Source organism: Pseudomonas campi (assembly GCF_013200955.2).
GTDB classification, from domain to species: Bacteria; Pseudomonadota; Gammaproteobacteria; order Pseudomonadales; family Pseudomonadaceae; genus Aquipseudomonas; species Aquipseudomonas campi.
This window is the reverse complement of the sequence record NZ_CP053697.2, coordinates 4,250,596-4,268,043: the sequence shown is the minus strand read 5'-3', so window position 1 is coordinate 4,268,043 and position 17,448 is coordinate 4,250,596. Positions and strand designations below refer to the sequence as shown.

Below are 17,448 nucleotides of genomic sequence, written 5' to 3'. Positions count from 1 at the left end.
TAGAGTTTTTTAATCGATTTTGTAAGCGCTTTGCCATTGCTGGCGATGTGCCAGGCTCCGTCATTCGCGTGAGGGCATCACGCCAATTCAACTCGCTGATAACACCTTAGGGCGATACTCATGCGCCTTTATCTCGACCTAAGCTGCGTGACACTCAACCCGATCCGCGCCGTGCTGTGGCGTCGAGGAAGCATGCCAATGCCCAACAACAATAATGGCTACCCCTCCGGTCTGTCCGCCTGGACCACTGTGGTCATCCTGATGGTGGCCTATGTGCTGTCCTTTATCGACCGGCAGATTCTCAACCTGCTGGTGGAGCCGATCCGCCGTGACCTGGTGATCAGCGACACGCAGATGAGCCTGCTGATGGGCCTGTCTTTCGCGCTGTTCTACACCATCTGCGGCATCCCTCTCGGGCGCCTGGCCGATACCCGCAGTCGGCGCGGCCTGATTGCCATCGGCGTGCTGTTCTGGAGTGCGGCCACGGCCGCCTGCGGCATGGCCAAGCTGTACTGGCAGTTCCTTATCTGCCGCATCGGCGTTGGCGTGGGCGAGGCGGCGCTGTCGCCGGCGGCCTATTCGCTGATTGCCGACAGCTTCCCGCCAGAGCGTCGGGCGACGGCCATCAGCGTCTACTCGATGGGCGTCTACCTCGGCTCCGGCATCGCCTTCCTGCTCGGTGGCCTGGTGATCAAGTTCGCCTCGGCCCAGGGCGACCTGGTGCTGCCGGTGCTCGGTGAGGTGCGTCCGTGGCAATTGATCTTCCTCATTCTCGGCGCCGCCGGTGTGCTGTTCACCCTGCTCATGCTCGCCGTGCGCGAGCCTGTGCGGCGCGGCGTGGGCGCCGGGGTGGCGGTGCCGCTGGCCGAGGTCGGGCGCTATATCCGCAGCAACCGGCGCACCGTGCTGTGCCACAACTTCGGCTTCGCCGGCCTGGCCTTCGCCGGTTACGGCAGCGCGGCCTGGATTCCGAGCTTCTTCATCCGTACCTACGGCTGGGATGCCGGCCAGGTGGGCATCGTCTACGGCAGCATCGTCGCCGTGTTCGGCTGCCTGGGTATCGTCTGTGGCGGACGCCTGGCCGATCTGCTGGTCAAGCGCGGGCACAGCGACGCCAATATGCGCGTCGGTTTGATTGCCGCCCTCGGCGCGCTGCCGCTGGTGGTGCTGTTCCCGCTGATGGGCAGCGCCTTCTGGGCCGCCCTGCTGCTGGCGCCGACCGTATTCTTCCTGAGCATGCCGTTCGGCGTGGCACCGGCGGCGATCCAGGAAATCATGCCCAACTCGATGCGCGGCCAGGCCTCGGCCATCTACCTGTTCGTCATCACCCTGATCGGCCTGGGGATCGGGCCGACGGCGGTGGCGCTGGTGACCGACTTCGTCTTTGCCGACGACAAGGCGCTGCGCTATTCGCTGCTGATCGTCACCACGCTGGCGGTGCTGGCCTCGGTGGTGCTGCTGAGAATGAGTCTGCAGCCCTATCGCGAGAGCCTGCTGCGTCTGCAGCAATGGAACCCGGGATCGGTCGCCGACAACCCGCCGGCCCGCCTCAAGCCCGCCTAGCGGCGGCGCTGCCGACCACCCCACGAGCCCCGCTATGCGGGGCTTTTTCATACCCGCTGAACGGGCTTGGGACGGCTGGCTGATAGCGCTGCATTCAGCGCCGTGTTGATGGCGCGCAATGCCCTGGCCACCGGGCTATTCATACTTTCGGGCTACGGCACGAATCCAACCTTCGGGCGCTTATCCGAGTGTCATCCCCTGTTTAGGGTGCTGGACAGTTTTACTCACATCGGAGAGCCGCATGACAAAAACAACAAGGCCCGGAATCTTCCAGCCACACATCCTTAGCCTGGCCATCGCCCTCGGTGCTGTCGCGCCGGCGCAGGCCGTTACCTTCAACATCGGCGAGATCGAGGGCCAGCTCGACTCGTCCCTGTCGGTCGGCGCCAGCTGGTCGATGCGTAGCGCCGATCCGGACCTGATCGGTACGGCCAACGGCGGCAGCGCGTTCACCCAGACCGGCGACGACGGGCGCCTGAACTTCAAGAAGGGCGAAACCTTCTCGAAGATCTTCAAGGGCATCCATGACCTCGAACTGAAGTACGGCGACAGCGGCGTGTTCGTGCGCGGCAAGTACTGGTACGACTTCGAACTGAAGGACGAGCAGCGCCTGTTCAAGGACATCGACGAACACAACCGCAAAGAGGGTGCGCAATCATCCGGTGCGGAAATTCTCGACGCCTTCGTCTACCACAACTACGCCATCGGCGATCTGCCGGGCTCGACCCGGGTGGGCAAGCAGGTGGTCAGCTGGGGCGAGAGCACCTTCATCAGCAACAGCATCAACGCCATCAACCCGATCGATGCCGCTGCCTTGCGCCGCCCCGGCTCGGAGATCAAGGAAGGGCTGATCCCGGTCAACATGCTCTACCTGTCGCAGACCCTGACCGACCAGTTGAGCATGGAAGCCTTCTACCAGCTGGAGTGGGACCAGACCGTGGCCGACAACTGCGGCACCTTCTTTTCCAGTGCCGACGTGGTCGCCGATGGCTGCGATACCAACTACAACGGCCTCGGCCTCAGCAGCATCCAGACCCTGCTCGGCTTCCAGTCGACCCTGGCCGGCCTCGGCGTGACCGTGGAGCCGGAGGGGCTGGTGGTGCCGCGCGGCGGTGACCGCGACGCCCGCGACTCCGGGCAGTTCGGCCTGGCGCTGCGCTGGCTCGGCGACGACACCGAATACGCGGCCTACCTCCTCAACTACCACAGCCGCACACCGAATGTTGGCTACCAGAACGCCAATGCGACGGGCATCAGCAATGCCCTGACCACAGCCGGCGGGGCCTTGGCCCAGCCGATCCTGCTCGGCAGCGGCAGCTACTACCTGGAGTATCCGGAAGACATCCGCCTCTACGGCCTGAGCTTCGCCACCTCGCTGCCCACCGGCACCGCCTGGTCGGGCGAGATCAGCTACCGGCCCAACATGCCGGTGCAGATCAACACCACCGACCTGACCAGCCGGTTGGCCAGCAGCGTTGCCGGCGGCTTGGCCAGTGGTGGCGTCGCCGGCGCGCTGGCCCAGGCCGAGGCCCTGCACCGGGGCTACAACCGCAAGGAAGTGACCCAGGCGCAGACTACCTTCACCCACTTCTTCGATCGCGTCATGGGTGCCGATCGCCTGACCCTGGCCGGTGAAATCGGCGTGACCCGCATCGGCGCCCTGGAGAGCCAGGACGAGCTGCGCTACGGCCGCGACGGGACTTACGGCTCGCCGTACGGCACCAGTGCGTCGAACCTGCTGTCCGCGCAGGAGTACGGCGACGACGGCTTCTTCACCGCCACCTCCTGGGGTTACCGCGCCCGGGCGATCTGGGACTACAACAACGTGATCGCCGGCATCAACCTCAAGCCGAACCTGTCCTGGTCGCATGACGTCGACGGCTACGGCCCGGTGTTCAACGAAGGCAGCAAGGCCGTCAGCGTCGGTCTGGATGCCGAGTACCGCAATACCTATACCGCCAGCCTGTCGTACACCGACTACTTCGGCGGTGATTACAACGTCGCGGTCGACCGTGACTTTCTCGCCCTCAGCTTCGGCGTGAACTTCTGAACCGCGACCCAGGGAACGAGCCAACTATGAAAACAACAATGCAACTCATCAGTACCCTCACCCTCAGCCTGCTGGCCAGCGGCGTGTTCGCCGCCGTGTCGCCGGAGGAGGCGGCCAAGCTGGGCAGCAGCCTCACCCCGTTAGGGGCGGAGCAAGCCGGCAATGCCGACGGCAGTATCCCCGCCTGGACCGGTGGTCTGAGCAAGGACGCCGCCGCGGTGGACGCCAATGGTTTCCTCGGTGACCCGTTCGCCGGCGAGCAGCCGCTGTTCACCATCACCGCGCAGAATCTGCAGCAGTACCAGGACAAGCTGAACGAAGGTCAGCTGGCGATGTTCAAGCGCTACCCGCAGAGCTACAAGATGCCGGTCTACCCCAGCCACCGCACGGCGACAGTCCCGCCAGAAGTCGCCGCAGCAGCCAAGCGCAGCGCGCTGAACACCACGCTGGTGGAAGGCGGCAACGGTCTGCAGAACTTCGCCGACAGCCGCTACTACGCCTTTCCGATTCCGCAAAACGGCCTGGAAGTGGTGTGGAACCACATCACCCGCTACCGCGGCGGCAACCTGCAGCGCAACATCGTCCAGGCCACCCCGCAGACCAATGGCGACTACACCCTGGTGCACTTCGATGACGTAGTGGCTTTCCCGTCGATGATGCCCGACCTGCCGGCGAAGAAGGCCGAGAACGCCCTGCTGTTCTTCAAGCAGCGGGTCACCGCGCCGTCGCGTCTGGCCGGCAACGTGCTGCTGGTGCACGACTCGCTGGACCAGATCAAGGAACCGCGCATGGCCTGGATCTACAACGCCGGCCAGCGTCGCGTGCGCCGTGCGCCGCAGGTTGCCTACGACGGTCCGGGTACCGCTGCCGATGGCCTGCGCACCTCGGACAACTTCGATATGTACAACGGCGCCCCGGATCGCTACGACTGGAAGCTGATTGGCAAACGCGAGCTGTACATTCCCTACAACAACTTCAAGCTGGCCTCACCCGAGGTGAAGTACGCCGACATCATCCAGGCCGGGCATACCAACCAGGATCTGGCGCGCTACGAGCTGCACCGGGTCTGGGAAGTCGAAGCGACGTTGCGGGCCGGCGAGCGCAACATCTACGCCAAGCGGCGCTTCTTCATCGACGAGGACTCCTGGCAGATAGTCGCCTCCGAGCACTATGACGGTCGTGGCCAGCTCTGGCGCATCGGTCAGGCCATGGCCGTGCAGAACTTCCACGTACAGACACCGGGCTATGCCTTCGAAGCCCTCTACGACATCGTCGTCGGCCGCTACGTGGCCATCGGCATGGCCAACGAGGAAAAACATTCGGTCGAATACGGCGCCCACGCGTCGGCCAAAGACTTCACTCCGGCCGCCCTGCGCAACGCCGGCGTGCGCTGAGAGAAAAGCCGCTGCTCCTTGGCTTGAGGCGACCCTGGTGGTCGCCTTTTTTATGGCTGCGCCTAGGGTCTGTTCCCGTTTCGTTCACGGCCGCGACGGAGCCTGTTTTTGCGCGGGGCTAGGCGCGAGGCGCGAGGCGCGAGGTTTGGTCGTCCAAATGAGCCGTCGAGCAACGACGTCCCGCGCAAAAACAGACCCGTCCCTGCGGGTTGCGCAGCAACGCGGTTCGCGAACGAAACGGGAACAGCCCCCTGGCACTATTGATGTAGCGCCACTGCCGATATTCAGGCGCTGGTGACCCTCCGATTAGTGGGTATGATCGGCTGACGTTCCATCGACCGTACAAATACAACAACCGCGTCGAGGCCAGAACATGCATGACAGTGTCCGCGCTCTGCCCATGGCGCTGCGCCAGCACCCCCACGACAGCGCCCTGCCACGCCTGCCCGCCGCGCATATCGCCCGGCCGCGACTGGGTGAGGCCCTGCTCGCCAGCGACAGCCGCCTGAGCCTGGTCTGCGCCCCGGCCGGCTTCGGCAAGAGCGTGCTGCTCAACGAGTGCGTGCGCCGCGCCCCAGCGGGTACGCGGGTGGTCTGGCTGGAGCTGCTCGGCCTGCCGTTGACCCCGACCGAGTTGCTCAGCCGTCTGGCCGCGTCCCTGCAGCTGAGCCCCGGGCCGGGCGAGCCCAGCGCCGAACTGAACCTGCTGCTCGGGCGCATCGAGCAACCGCTATGGATCATTCTCGACGATTACCCGCGGCAAACCTGCGCCGAACTGGATGCCTGCCTTGGCCAACTGCTGGAACGCGCCCCGCATACCCTGCGCTGGTGGATCAGCGGCCGCCGGCGCCCGGCCTGGAACCTGCCGCGGCTGCTGCTGCAGGGCGATCTGCAGGAGCTCGACGCACAAGCCCTGGCGCTTACCGAGGCAGAGCTCGAACGCCTGCTCGAGCAACGTCAGCAGCGCTTGCCGAGCGCCTTGGCCCAGCAACTGCTGCAGCACAGCGAGGGTTGGCTGGCCGGTGTCTGCCTGCTGTTGATGGGCGGCAGTGCGGACAATCTCGCCGAGCGCCTGGTCGCCGGTACCCCGTTGCTGCAGGAATACTTCGAGCGCGAGGTACTGGCCGGCCTGCCACCGGCGCTGCTGCACGCGCTGTTCACCCTGGCGCATATGCCGCGCTTCTGCGCGGCCCTGTGCGAGCACGTGCTGGAAGAACCGGGCGGCGCGGCCCTGCTCCTCGAGTTGCGCCAGCGCCAGCTGTTCCTGCATGGCCTGGATGGCTGCGGCGAATGGTTCCGCCTGTGGCGTCCGCTGGCCAGCCTGCTCAAACGCTTGCCCGGCGGCCAGCCGCCGCTGCCGGCGCATTTGCGTGCCTGCCAGTGGTTCGCCGAGCGGGGCGAGGTGCGCGAGGCCGTGCAGCATGCACTCTGCGCCGGCCAACTGGAGGTGGCTGCCAGCTATGTGCAGCGCTATGGCCAGGATCAGTTGCTGATCGGTCACAGCGTCTCGCAGTTCCTGCAATGGCGCGACGAACTGCCGGCCAGTCTGTTCTCCAGCTCCGCCCGCCTGATCTGCCTGCAGGCCTGGGCCCTGATCATCTGTGCGCGCCTGGACGAGGCGGATCGCTGCATCGCCGAGCTGGCGCGCTTCCTGCCGCAACCCGATGCCCGCCGCCAGCAGCAACTGCTCGCCCAGTACCAGGCGGTGACCGGGGTGTTGCAGCGCCAGCGCGGTCTGCGCAGCGCGCGCCAGCACTGCCTGGAAGCACTGGCCGTGCTGGACGAGTCGGGCTGGTCGCAACACATCCTCTGCCACCAGGCCCTGGCCCAGCAGGCCATGGCCGAACTCGACCTGGCCCAGGCCCAGCAGCACAGCCACGAGGGCCTGCGCCTGGCGCGGTTGCGCGGCAATGTGCTGTTCGAGGCGCTGATCAGCGTCGACCACGTCCACCTGCTGGCCATGCTGGGTGAGCGCGAGCGCGCCCTGGAACAGGCCGAGCAGTCACTGCAGCAGCTGCAGGGCGCGGCTCTGCGCGGCCCCGTGCTGGCGCGTCTGTTGCTGATGCGCGGCCATCTGCTGGCGGGTCGTGGCAGCAGCGCCGAAGCGGAGCAGGCGCTGCGCACAGGGCTGCAGGAAGCCGAGCAATGTCAGGACGCCTACCTGCTGTTCGGTTACCTGAGCCTGGCCGAACTGGCCAGCGCCAGCGGCGAGTTCGAGCGCGCGCGCCAGCTGCTGCGCAGTGCCGAACGGCAGATGCAGTGGCTGCACGTGCCCGAGGTGCGTTACCGCGAGGTCCTGCTGCTGGCCCAGGGCGAACTCTGTTTGCACCAGGGCGAAGTAGAGCAGGCGCGCAGCCACTTCCTGCGGGTGCAGCAGCGCTTCGAGACCCATGCGCTGCTGGCGCCCTCGGGCTTCTTCGACCTGCAGCTGCGCGTGCGCCAAGGCTTGGCCCTGGCCGAGCTGGCGCTGGGACGCGTGGACAGCGCCGTCGAGCTGCTCCAGGCATTGCTCAGCGAATGCTGGCAGGCGGGTCACCACAGCCTGGCGGGCGTGATCCGCGTCAGCCTGGCCGAAGCGCAGTTTCTCGCCGGCCACAAGGAAGCCGCTGCCGCCCTGGTGTGCCAGGCCCTGAGCGAGGCCGAGCGCCTGCAGCAACCGCGCCCGCTGCTCGCCCTGCAGCAGCGCCAGGGCGCCTGGCTGGAACGCATCGTGCCGCAACTGAGCGACCCCCAGTGGTGTCAGCAGCACATCGGCACGGCGACTCCCCTGCCGGCGGGCGAGGTGTGCGAGTCGTTGCTCAGCAAACGCGAGGCGGCGGTACTGCACCTGATCGCCCAGGGCTGCTCCAACCAGCAGATCGCCGAACAGCTGTACATCTCCCTGCACACGGTGAAAACCCACGCGCGGCGGATCAACGTCAAACTCGGCGTCGAACGTCGCACCCAGGCGGTGGCGCGGGCCAAGGCGCTGGGCTGGCTGGAGTGAAGCCAAAGGCTTTTAATAAGCCCGGCGTTATCGTCAATCCGTCTAGCGATTCAGTGCTGGGCGTGCAGGCCAGGCGGGTCGCCACCTGCAGCCGCCAGGCCGGTGCTCTGGAGGCGCTTGAGGCATGCCCCCGCAGCATGCTTTGGCAGTGCCGCAATGCCCGTTGCAGAGCGGCTGGCTGAAAATTCACGGCGGTTATCCGGGTTTTTTTGCCCGCAGCACAGCAGGCTTGACGCTGCGCTTCTTTCAACTAAACCGATGTACTACAGCGCTGCAGGGGACTGGCAGTCGCTCACTCGACTCAAGCGGCACCCGCCACGGGATGCCAGGGCCGGGGTACAAGGAGTTTGCTGGGTGAAAGGACGTCATATTTCCGCATTACCTGCCTAGGTTCGATCTGCCCCTTCATCTGCCGTTGCATCTGTCACTGAGCCTGCGCTCCATCGCGGGTCGCTGTTGTGCACCTCCTTGTTTGGTTGCGCCCTGGTCACTGCCAGGGCTGCATGCGCCCGCCTGGCTCTCTGCGGTGGGCGCCCATACATCTTCTCGGAGGTTATGCAATGAAAGGGATTAACAAAAGCGAGCTGGCTCGTCTGCAACTGCGCACCCGTCGGGCCATCAATCCACAGCACAGCCATTTCAGTGCGCTGCTCGCCGCGCGTCACCAGTTCGCCCGCACCTATTCGATCAAGGTGCTGAACAACTTCGTCGGCAGCAGTCCGCTGGACTTCGAGCTGCTGACGCTGCTCACCCCGGCGCTGCAGGATCGCAGCCAGGATCACCTGCTGCTGGGCGACCAGCCGATCGCGCGCCAGGCCTCGAACTGGGACCCCCACAACCATGTGTTGAGCTGGCATCAGGGCAGCGGTGCCGAGGCCATCTCCGGGCGCATCGAGCTGCTGCCGGACAACAGCAAGGGTTATGGCTACATCAACCGTGGCGACGCGCACTTCTCCGTGGAAATCGACCTCAAGCCGGTGTCCTACACCTGCGCCGTGTCGGCCAACGCCGGCCAGTACGTGTCCGGCGATGCCAGCGGGCCGAAGCTGAACTGGGACGTGAACTCCACGGATTGGAAGAACGCCACCTGGATCGACGGCGCACTGCGTTTCACCTACGGCCTCACCGACAACGGCCCGTTCATCGGCCAGCCCGACCCCAATGTGCTAGTGGAGTTCTCCGACCTGCAGACCCAGACCGACTGGGCGCCGCAACCGGACTACGACTTCACCCTGCTGCTGACCCCGGAATTCCGCCTGATCTTCGGTGCCAACCAGGGCGTCACCCCGAACGCCGACGACCGCGGCAGCAGCCCGGTGAAAAGCGTGTTCCCCTACCAGATGGCCTTCACGTTTGACGGCTTCGCCAGCAGCTTCGAGGGCGCTTATCTGACCGGGGAGAACACCATCCTCGGCACGCCTTACGCCATACGCGGGGTAGTCGACAACCCGGCCATCGCCGGGTTCTACGGCCTGATCGACCACCATAGCGGCCAGCACCGCGGCCTGGTGCGGGTTCACAACGGCCAGCTGGTGATCGATGGCCAGCCCGTCGCCGGCTCCAAAATCCAGGGCAACCGCCTGAGCTGGCAGGGCCTCAGCAGCGCCCAGGCGCAAGCCTGCGGCCTGAGCGCCAATGGCCACCTGGAGTTCTCCGCCAACGGCGAGCAGATTCTCACCGGCAGCCACGGCGGGGTCGGCAAGCGCCACTGCGCGGCCTCGCTGATTCGCCTGGCCGACAACCTCAGCGCGCCGCAGACCAGCCTGAGCCAGACCATCAACACCACCCGCAGCGCCCTGCACAGTCAGCTGCTGGGCGACACCGCGCTGAATATCCATACCCTGCTCGGCATGTCGCCGTTCCAGCAGACCACGGTCGACGACCATGGTGTGCCGAAGAAGGTCTGGAGTGAGGTGGTGCGCGACAACTCGATGCAGGACTTCTACCTGATCCTGCAGTACTACATGGACCCCGAGCTGCGCAGCGAATTTATCTCGCCCAACCCGCCGGTACTCTCCTCAGCGCTGAAGAACATCGCCGCGATCAAGGGCGCCAACGGGCAACTGCCGCAGGACTGGTACAAGAGCCTCAGCGTGGCCTACCTGAGCAGCGCCCTGGCACATACGGACGACCCAGGCGCGCCCTACCTGAACGGCGACCGCGCCGGCAAATGGCTGTCCCAGCAGGTGGCCGCGGATCAGGTGTACCAGGCCCAGGCACCGCAGCTGTACGCCAACCGCTGGCTGATGCAGTTCCCCGATACCGCGTTGTTCACCCAGGATCAGATCAACAACAACGGCCAGTACGTGCCGCTGATCGACCAGGACCTGAGCGGCTGGATCGCGCAGATCCGCGCCACCGTCACCGGTAGCCAGGAGCAGATCGACGACCTGGTGAAGATGGTCACCGAGGCCGCCACCAAGGGCAAACAGAGCCTGTACTGGGCCTACCTGATGTTCCGCTACTCGACCCAGCCGTCGGCCCTCAACTACCTGCGCATGATCTCGATGAACAGCAATACCGGCCTGGATGGCTCGGCCTTCGCCCAGCGCGTGCAGACCAACCTGGCCGTGCTCAACGTACTCGACCCCAGCGGGTTCTTCTGCAACCAGTACACCCAGGTGATCCAGACCTTCCAGATCGGCAATATCCTGCCGACGCTGATCGACTTCAGCGGCAACCTCGACGACTACGAGTACTCCGTCAACCAGATCATCAGCGCGTTCATCAAGCAGTACGGCGGCTCAACCGATCCGCAGATCCTCGACATGATCCGGCAACTGCGTGAGGCCCAGGCCCAAGGACAGGTGCGCGAGGTGCTCGACACCTTCGCCAGCCTGTCTGCCACCTTCGCCGGTATCTACGAGTGGGAACAGCTGGCCGGTAAGTTCGCCGCCTCCTGGCCCATCAGCAGCAAGATCTCCCTCGGCCTGGCCAAGGCGATCACCCTGGCCGCCGCTTCCGTGGGTATCGCCGCCTTCGTCTTCGGCGTGATGGACTGGAAGAAACTCGACTCGGCGCAACAGGCCCAGGTGATCATCGGCGGCACGCAGGTGTTCGCCCAGTTGCTCGGCACCGTGCTGCGCAAGGGCACCGCCTACACCACCATCTTCCGCACGGAAAATACCTGGGGCTCGTTCTTCAAGAGCGTGTGGAGCAACGATGTGCTGGAGCTGGCCAACACTCGCGGCAGCAACGGCTTTTCACGCTGGCTGGTGCGTGACGCTTCGCTGGAGGCCAAGCTGCTCGTCGCAGGCGCGGAAGAAGACCTGGGCGTCGTGGCGAAGATCTTCGGCCGCAACCTCGACGAGTTCATCGCCACCCGTCTCGGCGCACTGTTCGCAGTGGCCAACATCGTCCTCAGCGCCATCGCCATCGCCAACTCGGAGTCCGATCTGGAAACCGCCGGCAATGCGCTGCTGCTGGCCTCGGCCTCGCTGGAGCTGATCGCCATTCTCGGCGAATGGGGCTTGGGCGCCTTCGGCATCGAGGCCATCGGCGGCCTGGCGGTGGCCTCCATCGCCTCCGGGGTGGCGGTGCTGGCGGCCTTTGCGGCGATTGCCGGGGCCATCATCCTGCTGGTGCTGGCCTTCCGTCCGCAGAAATCGCCGATCCAGAAGTTCGCCGAAGACCAGGCGAAGAAAGCCGGTTTCTACATGGAAGACAAGGCTTCCATCGATGCCCTCAACATCACCGGCAGCACCACCAACCAGACCTCGCCGAAGCTGGTCGGCATCGCCCTGCAGTACAACGCCAGCTACCAGCAGACCCTGACCTTCAATAACGACGGCTCGCTGACCATCGGCGCGCAGAAGCTGGACTTCAGCACCGACTTCTTCCTCGGTTCCGATGCCCTCGGCCGCGCCACTCTCTCTACCCTGCTGGCAGAGGGCGGCGAGACGGTGAACAACACGCCGCGGCAAAAGCTGGTGAGCATCACCCTGGACGACAACCAGTTGCTCAGCGCCGTGCCGCCAATCAGCGATGCGAAGAAAACCAGCCAGCAATTATGGGCCAGCGAGTATGTCGGCAGCCCGCAGTTCGACAGCCAGGGCGCGCTGGTGGCGGCGCAGTTCCGCTTCTACAACTGCTACTGGAACGACCAGGGCAAGAAGCTCTACCTCAACAGCGACGGCAAGACGGTGTCCGCCGGCGGCAGCGGTACGGCCTGGACGGTGGCCCTTACCACCATGGCGCCCAATCTGCTGGCCATGGGCAACTTCAACCTGTGGGACTACAACCGCGACCAGCGCAACACCCCTTACCTGGGTCAGCCCGGCAGCGCGCCGCGTAAATGGAAAATCGACCCGGCGTTGCCGAGCTTCCTGCAGTTCGACTTGGCCACTGGCGCCATCTCGCAGAAAGCTGGCGTGACACCCAGTGGCATGGCGGCGAAGAGCTACAAGCTCACCGTCTCCAATGACTACGGCGAGGCCGAGTGCAGTTTCTCGATCCGGGTGCAGATCTACATCCCGCCGGTGTACCCACACCTGCGGGCCGATGACGACCTGCAATTCGCCGTAGCCTGACCAGGAGGGCCGCCACCATGTCCAATGATCCTGTAGAAGCGATGTTCTCCGCCCTGCCCGATATCGGCGCAAATCCGGTCGGGATCCTGGCCAAGGCGGCCCTGCTCAGTCGTCTGGAAGGAGCCACGCCGGGCAAACACACCCAGCCGTGGCCCCAATCTTCCGGGCCAAGCTTTCTCGACATTTTCTTTCCCGGCTACACGCCGGCCGCCTACACCGGCAACGTCACGGGCAGTACCGGCCTGAACGATGATTTCTGGTCCGGATTCGCCGTCGCCGCCTTGTGCCAGGCGATGTACAACATCACCTCGGGTCTGCGCCAACAGCTCAAGTCCGGGGATATCGACAACGCGGTAAACGCCTGCAACGGGCAGATCAGCAACAGCGCCATGCCGCTCTATGGCCTGGCCCTGCAACAGGGTTATCCGGCGTTCACCCAGGCCTACAACGACTGCCCGGACAAGGCCCAGGCGCTGGCTACCTACAGCACCCAGCTGCAGAGCAACAACTACCTCAACGCCCTGGCCGTGCAGTATCACAGCCAGGCTGGCCTGCCCAACTTCGACTGGCTGATGTGGCACCACTGGGTCAAGCTCAGCGTGCTCGGCTGCCCGACCGCCACCATCAGCAGCCTTATCAGCGTGGTGAAAAACAACCTGGCCGCGCTGCAGGTCGTGCTGCCCGGCAACGTCGATGGTGTCACCTGGCTTGCTTACAACACCTGGATGTCCACCGGCGACCCGAACCGCCGCCGACTCGACTGGAACGACATCGCCGGCGCTGCACGGGGCGGCATCCTGGCACAGGTCTGCACGTACTATCCCGGCGCCTACGGGCCTTCGTGCATGAACGAGGAAAACTCCTACGAGTTCACCGCCAATAGCCAGCCCGGCAGTGGTTACCGCGAGAGCGGTGGTGGTGGTTGCTGCTTTGCCGCCGGCACCGGTGTGCTGTTGGCCGATGGCAGCGAACGAGCAATCGAAACCCTGCAACCCGGTGATCAACTGGCCACCACCGCCGGGCCGCGGCGCCTGGCCTTGGTCGCCCAGCCGTTCCGGGCCGGGCGCGCGCTGTACCGCATCGACGATCTACCTATCGGAGTCACCGCCACCCACCCCTTCCTGCGCTTTCCCCAGGCGGATCAGCCCACTCTGGCCAGTATCGACCCGCTGCAACTGAGCGCGCGCATCCCTGGCCTGGCCGTACTGGGTATCGGTCCGCTGAGCAGCGGCAGCACGCTGCTGCGTATCGCCAACCACAGCGCGCAGCCTTATCCGGTCACCCAGGTGCAACACCTGCCCGGCAGCGACAGCGCCGATGAGCGTCTCTATGACCTGCTGCTGGAACCTGGCGCGGAAATGGCCGGCTACCTGGTCGGCGGCAACGGAACCTATCTGGCAGTCAGTGCGGAAATACCCGATATCGGCGCCCACGCCGAGATCGCACCCGGCTTCTTCGCACTCGCGCAGAGCCTCTACGAGGAGTTGCACAGCGACATCGCCCCATTGTCCCAGGCCAACCTGGCGCCCATCCTCGAACACCTGGCGCTGACTCTGCACAGCCAACTGCTGCCCACCGCTCTGCAGCAGGCGCGCAACCGGCCCCAGGCAGCCCTGCTGCGCAGCACGCCAGCAGTGGATATCCATAGCGCCACCAGCGCCTTCTTCAGCCTGCTTGCCCAGCCCCCCGGCCCGGCCCTGCGTGCCAGCGCCGAGGGCAGCTCGTTCAACTGGCAACTCAACCTGCTCACCGAGCAACTGCTGGGCAGTCTCGGCGAATCGCTACTGGCCCAGTTGGCCCTGGGCTGGCGCGAACCCGGCGACGCCACAGGCGACACCCTGGCAGTCACGCTGTTCGGGATCAGCCTGCTCAACGGCCAGGCCTTCGCCGACAGCCCAGGCCCTCTCAACCTGAGCCTCGGCGAGCAGCACTATCAGCTGGAAGAAAGCGGCCAGCGACCCTCCAGTGCCTTTACCCGACACGTCGACCAGGTGCTCTATTGCCCACTGGCGAGCAGCGGCGAACTGGCGGAAAAACTGACGCTGACCTGCCAGGATGGCGCGGGCAACTCGCTCAGCACGCAGATCTATCTGCCGGAGCGCCTGGAAACCGGCTGGCGTAGCTGCGAAGGCCTGCTGCGCGACGCCCAGGGCGCCATTGCCGGTACCTGCCGTCTCGACCTGCGCCTGCTCGACCGCGCCGCCATCGAGCGCGAGCAGCAACGCCAGGCACACTGGGATCAAGCACAGGCCGATGCCTACCTGCACAGCCTGGTACAGGCCGTAATGGCGGAGCTGCCCAACCAGTTGCAGGCCTTCCAGGCCCAGCAGGCGGCCAAGGCAGGCGGCAAACGCAGCGACGCCGGGCACTAGGCCAAGCGCCAACGCAGAAACGCCGAAGGCCCCGGGCTTGCGCCACGGGGCCTTCGTTTTATTTGGAGGCAATGAAACACGGATTGCATCGCCGGTCCTGCTCCATTGGTTAAGATGCTGCACCTAGCTATTGCATGTGTGAGTTAACCAAAGCCCTGGGGCTCTGGTGGCAAGCGTTTTGATTCGGAGTATCTGCAGTTGAACCACGCGGTCCACAACAAACAGGTTTCTTTCATCTGGTCGAGTGCCGACGACTGCCTGCGCGACGCCTCGGGCTATGTGTTCTACAACACCAGCACCTGGACCTTGAGCCGGCTGCAGAAGACCGCCACCTACAATCAGCAGATCCTCCTGAGCAACGTCGAGGAATACCTCGATGGCTTCAGTGACATCATCAGCGCCGTCACCGGCAAGATCAAAGTGCCGGGCGTGGTGGAGCCGGGTACGCAGGATAGGGAGGTGGCCTGATGGATGCCCAGCAGCAACTGCAGCGTTTGCTAGCCGGCAGTGGCGAGAGCGAGGTGGTGGAGTTCAAGGAAGCCAAGAACACCTACCATTTCGACAAGCTCGGTCGCTATTTCTCGGCGCTAAGCAACGAGGCCAACCTGAAGGGTGTGCACAGTGCCTGGCTGGTGTTTGGTGTAAAGGATAACCAGCGAGTGGTGGGCAGCCAGTTCCGCGAGGCCTTCAAGGATCTGCAGTCGCTGAAGAAAGAGGTTGCCGATAAGGTAAGTCAGCGCCTGACCTTTATCGACATTCATACCGTTCTACATCCCGCGGGCCGGGTGCTGCTGTTCGAGATTCCCGCCGCCCCGCAAGGTCTGCCGGTGGCGTGGGACGGCCACTACTATGGCCGCGACGGCGAGTCCCTCGGGCCGCTATCACTTGAGGAAATCGAGCGTATCCGCAGTCAGAACCGCCTGCAGGACTGGAGTGCGGGCATTTGCCCCGGCGCTAGCCTGGCTGACCTGAGTGCAGAGGCCATCGCCCTGGCTCGCCGCGAATACGCCACTAAGCATCCCCGGATGACGGCCGAGTTGCCGATCTGGAGCGATGAGACCTTTCTCAACAAGGCCAAGCTAACCATCCAGGGGCAGATCACCCGTACCGCCATTCTGCTGCTGGGTAAGCCGGAGGCGGCGCACTGGCTTAACCCGGCGTCGCCTACCCTGAGCTGGATTCTCAAGGACCGCGACGGCCTGGAGCGCGACTACCAGCACTTCTCCTGCCCGCTGCTGGTCGGCGCCGATGAGCTCTACCGCAAGATTCGCAACCTGAAATACCGCTATATGTCGGAGGGCTCGCTGTTCCCTGAGGAGGTCGATCAGTACGATCCTTTTATCATCCGCGAAGCACTGAACAATGCTATTGCCCACCAGGACTACGAGCTGGGCGGCAAAGTCTCGGTGGTGGAGTTCGAGGACGGACAGTTGTGCTTCAGCAACCCCGGCGCGTTCATTCCGGGCTCGGTTGAGCAAGTGATCCAGGCTGATGCGCCGGAAAGCCGCTATCGCAACCGTTTCCTCACCGATGCCATGGTCAACCTGAACATGATCGACACCATCGGCAGTGGCATCCGCAAGATGTTCCTGATCCAGAAGAACCGCTTCTTCCCCTTGCCGGAATACCAGTTGGAGCAGAACCGCGTGCAGGTGACCATCACCGGGCGCGTGCTGGACATCAGCTATGCACGCAAGCTGGCCGAGCTACCCAACCTGGCGCTGGACGACATCATCCTGCTGGACCGGGTGCAGAAGCACAAATCCTTGAGCGAGGGGCAGGTCCGCCACCTCAAGGCGCAGGGGCTGATTGAGGGGCGCAAGCCCAATTTCCATATCTCCGCCCAAGTGGCGCGGCACAGCGATGACAAGGCGCAGTACATCCTCAACCGTGGCTTCGATGATGATCACTACAAGCGCTTGATCTGCCAGCTGATCGAGAAATTCGGTTCGGCCAAACGCGCCGACATCGACAAACTGCTCGTAGACAAACTGCCTGATGTTTTAACCATTCAGCAGAAGGCCCACAAGATCAAAAACCTGCTGCAAGCCTTGAAAAAACAGGGTGTTATCGAGCCAAAGGGCAAGCTTTGGCAAATGCCTAAAGGCTGATTTTTAGACATTTTTAGACATCCGCCAGCTGCGCGGGGATGGCCTTGCGCGTAGCAAAGGATGCCCGATGGGCATGGCACGATCTCATTTGCCGGCCATTTGACTGAGGCGGCCAGCGCCGTCAGGGAAAACCCTAAAACCCTGTAAATTCAAGGTGTTGGAAAAAACGCTCATTTGACTGAACAGAGAGCTCTAGACGACTTAGCCGAGCCATTAGACATTCGGCAGATTGTCGGTCAGCCCTGTCCCTGGCCGTAAATATCGGCAAATCAATGAGTTAGCGGAAAGTCAGGCGGCGAAGACGAATGTCTAAATCCTGCAGGCTGGATATTTTTAGACATTTGCACCAGCTGCCGAGCCAGCCTGGCGGCGGCAAGAAGGGACAGGCATAAGGAAGCCGGCGTGGTATGAAAAAGGGGACAGATTTATTTTCATCCAAGCTG

General features: G+C 64.2%; 8 protein-coding genes. All 8 read left to right on the top strand.

Annotated features, from left to right (window positions below):
- Positions 1 to 198 precede the first annotated feature (198 nt).
- On the top strand, positions 199 to 1,563 hold the full coding sequence (locus HNE05_RS19605) for a spinster family MFS transporter (RefSeq protein WP_173210507.1): 1,365 nt from the start codon (positions 199 to 201) through the stop codon (positions 1,561 to 1,563).
- A gap of 241 nt (positions 1,564 to 1,804) precedes the next feature.
- A complete protein-coding gene (locus tag HNE05_RS19600; protein ID WP_173210505.1) occupies positions 1,805 to 3,613 on the top strand; it encodes a DUF1302 domain-containing protein in 1,809 nt (602 codons plus the stop codon).
- A 26-nt stretch (positions 3,614 to 3,639) separates the two neighbouring features.
- On the top strand, positions 3,640 to 5,007 hold the full coding sequence (locus tag HNE05_RS19595; RefSeq protein ID WP_173210503.1) for a DUF1329 domain-containing protein: 1,368 nt from the start codon (positions 3,640 to 3,642) through the stop codon (positions 5,005 to 5,007).
- A gap of 373 nt (positions 5,008 to 5,380) precedes the next feature.
- Entirely contained in the window at positions 5,381 to 7,993 is a 2,613-nt protein-coding gene (locus HNE05_RS19590) for a LuxR C-terminal-related transcriptional regulator (RefSeq protein WP_173210501.1), read from the top strand.
- A gap of 560 nt (positions 7,994 to 8,553) precedes the next feature.
- Positions 8,554 to 12,522, top strand: coding sequence for a hypothetical protein (locus HNE05_RS19585; protein ID WP_173210499.1), 3,969 nt, complete (start codon positions 8,554 to 8,556; stop codon positions 12,520 to 12,522).
- A 17-nt stretch (positions 12,523 to 12,539) separates the two neighbouring features.
- Positions 12,540 to 14,894 carry a Hint domain-containing protein gene (locus HNE05_RS19580; RefSeq protein WP_173210497.1) on the top strand — a complete coding sequence of 785 codons (2,355 nt, stop codon included), beginning with the start codon at positions 12,540 to 12,542 and terminating at the stop codon, positions 14,892 to 14,894.
- Positions 14,895 to 15,092: 198 nt separating this feature from the next.
- A complete protein-coding gene (locus HNE05_RS19575) occupies positions 15,093 to 15,362 on the top strand; it encodes a hypothetical protein (protein WP_240008784.1) in 270 nt (89 codons plus the stop codon).
- Positions 15,362 to 17,005 (top strand): RNA-binding domain-containing protein, encoded by a 1,644-nt coding sequence (locus HNE05_RS19570; RefSeq protein ID WP_173210495.1) that lies wholly within the window; start codon positions 15,362 to 15,364, stop codon positions 17,003 to 17,005. Before HNE05_RS19575 ends, HNE05_RS19570 begins: the two co-directional genes overlap by 1 nt.
- The last annotated feature ends 443 nt before the right edge of the window (positions 17,006 to 17,448 follow it).

Bases quoted from the DNA above. Each gene is read 5' to 3' on its own strand.
- HNE05_RS19585 (WP_173210499.1), top strand. From the start codon at position 8,554: ATGAAAGGGATTAACAAAAGCGAGCTGGCTCGTCTGCAACTGCGCACC.
- HNE05_RS19570 (WP_173210495.1), top strand. From the start codon at position 15,362: ATGGATGCCCAGCAGCAACTGCAGCGTTTGCTAGCCGGCAGTGGCGAG.
- HNE05_RS19590 (WP_173210501.1), top strand. From the start codon at position 5,381: ATGCATGACAGTGTCCGCGCTCTGCCCATGGCGCTGCGCCAGCACCCC.
- HNE05_RS19605 (WP_173210507.1), top strand. From the start codon at position 199: ATGCCCAACAACAATAATGGCTACCCCTCCGGTCTGTCCGCCTGGACC.
- HNE05_RS19580 (WP_173210497.1), top strand. From the start codon at position 12,540: ATGTCCAATGATCCTGTAGAAGCGATGTTCTCCGCCCTGCCCGATATC.
- HNE05_RS19600 (WP_173210505.1), top strand. From the start codon at position 1,805: ATGACAAAAACAACAAGGCCCGGAATCTTCCAGCCACACATCCTTAGC.
- HNE05_RS19595 (WP_173210503.1), top strand. From the start codon at position 3,640: ATGAAAACAACAATGCAACTCATCAGTACCCTCACCCTCAGCCTGCTG.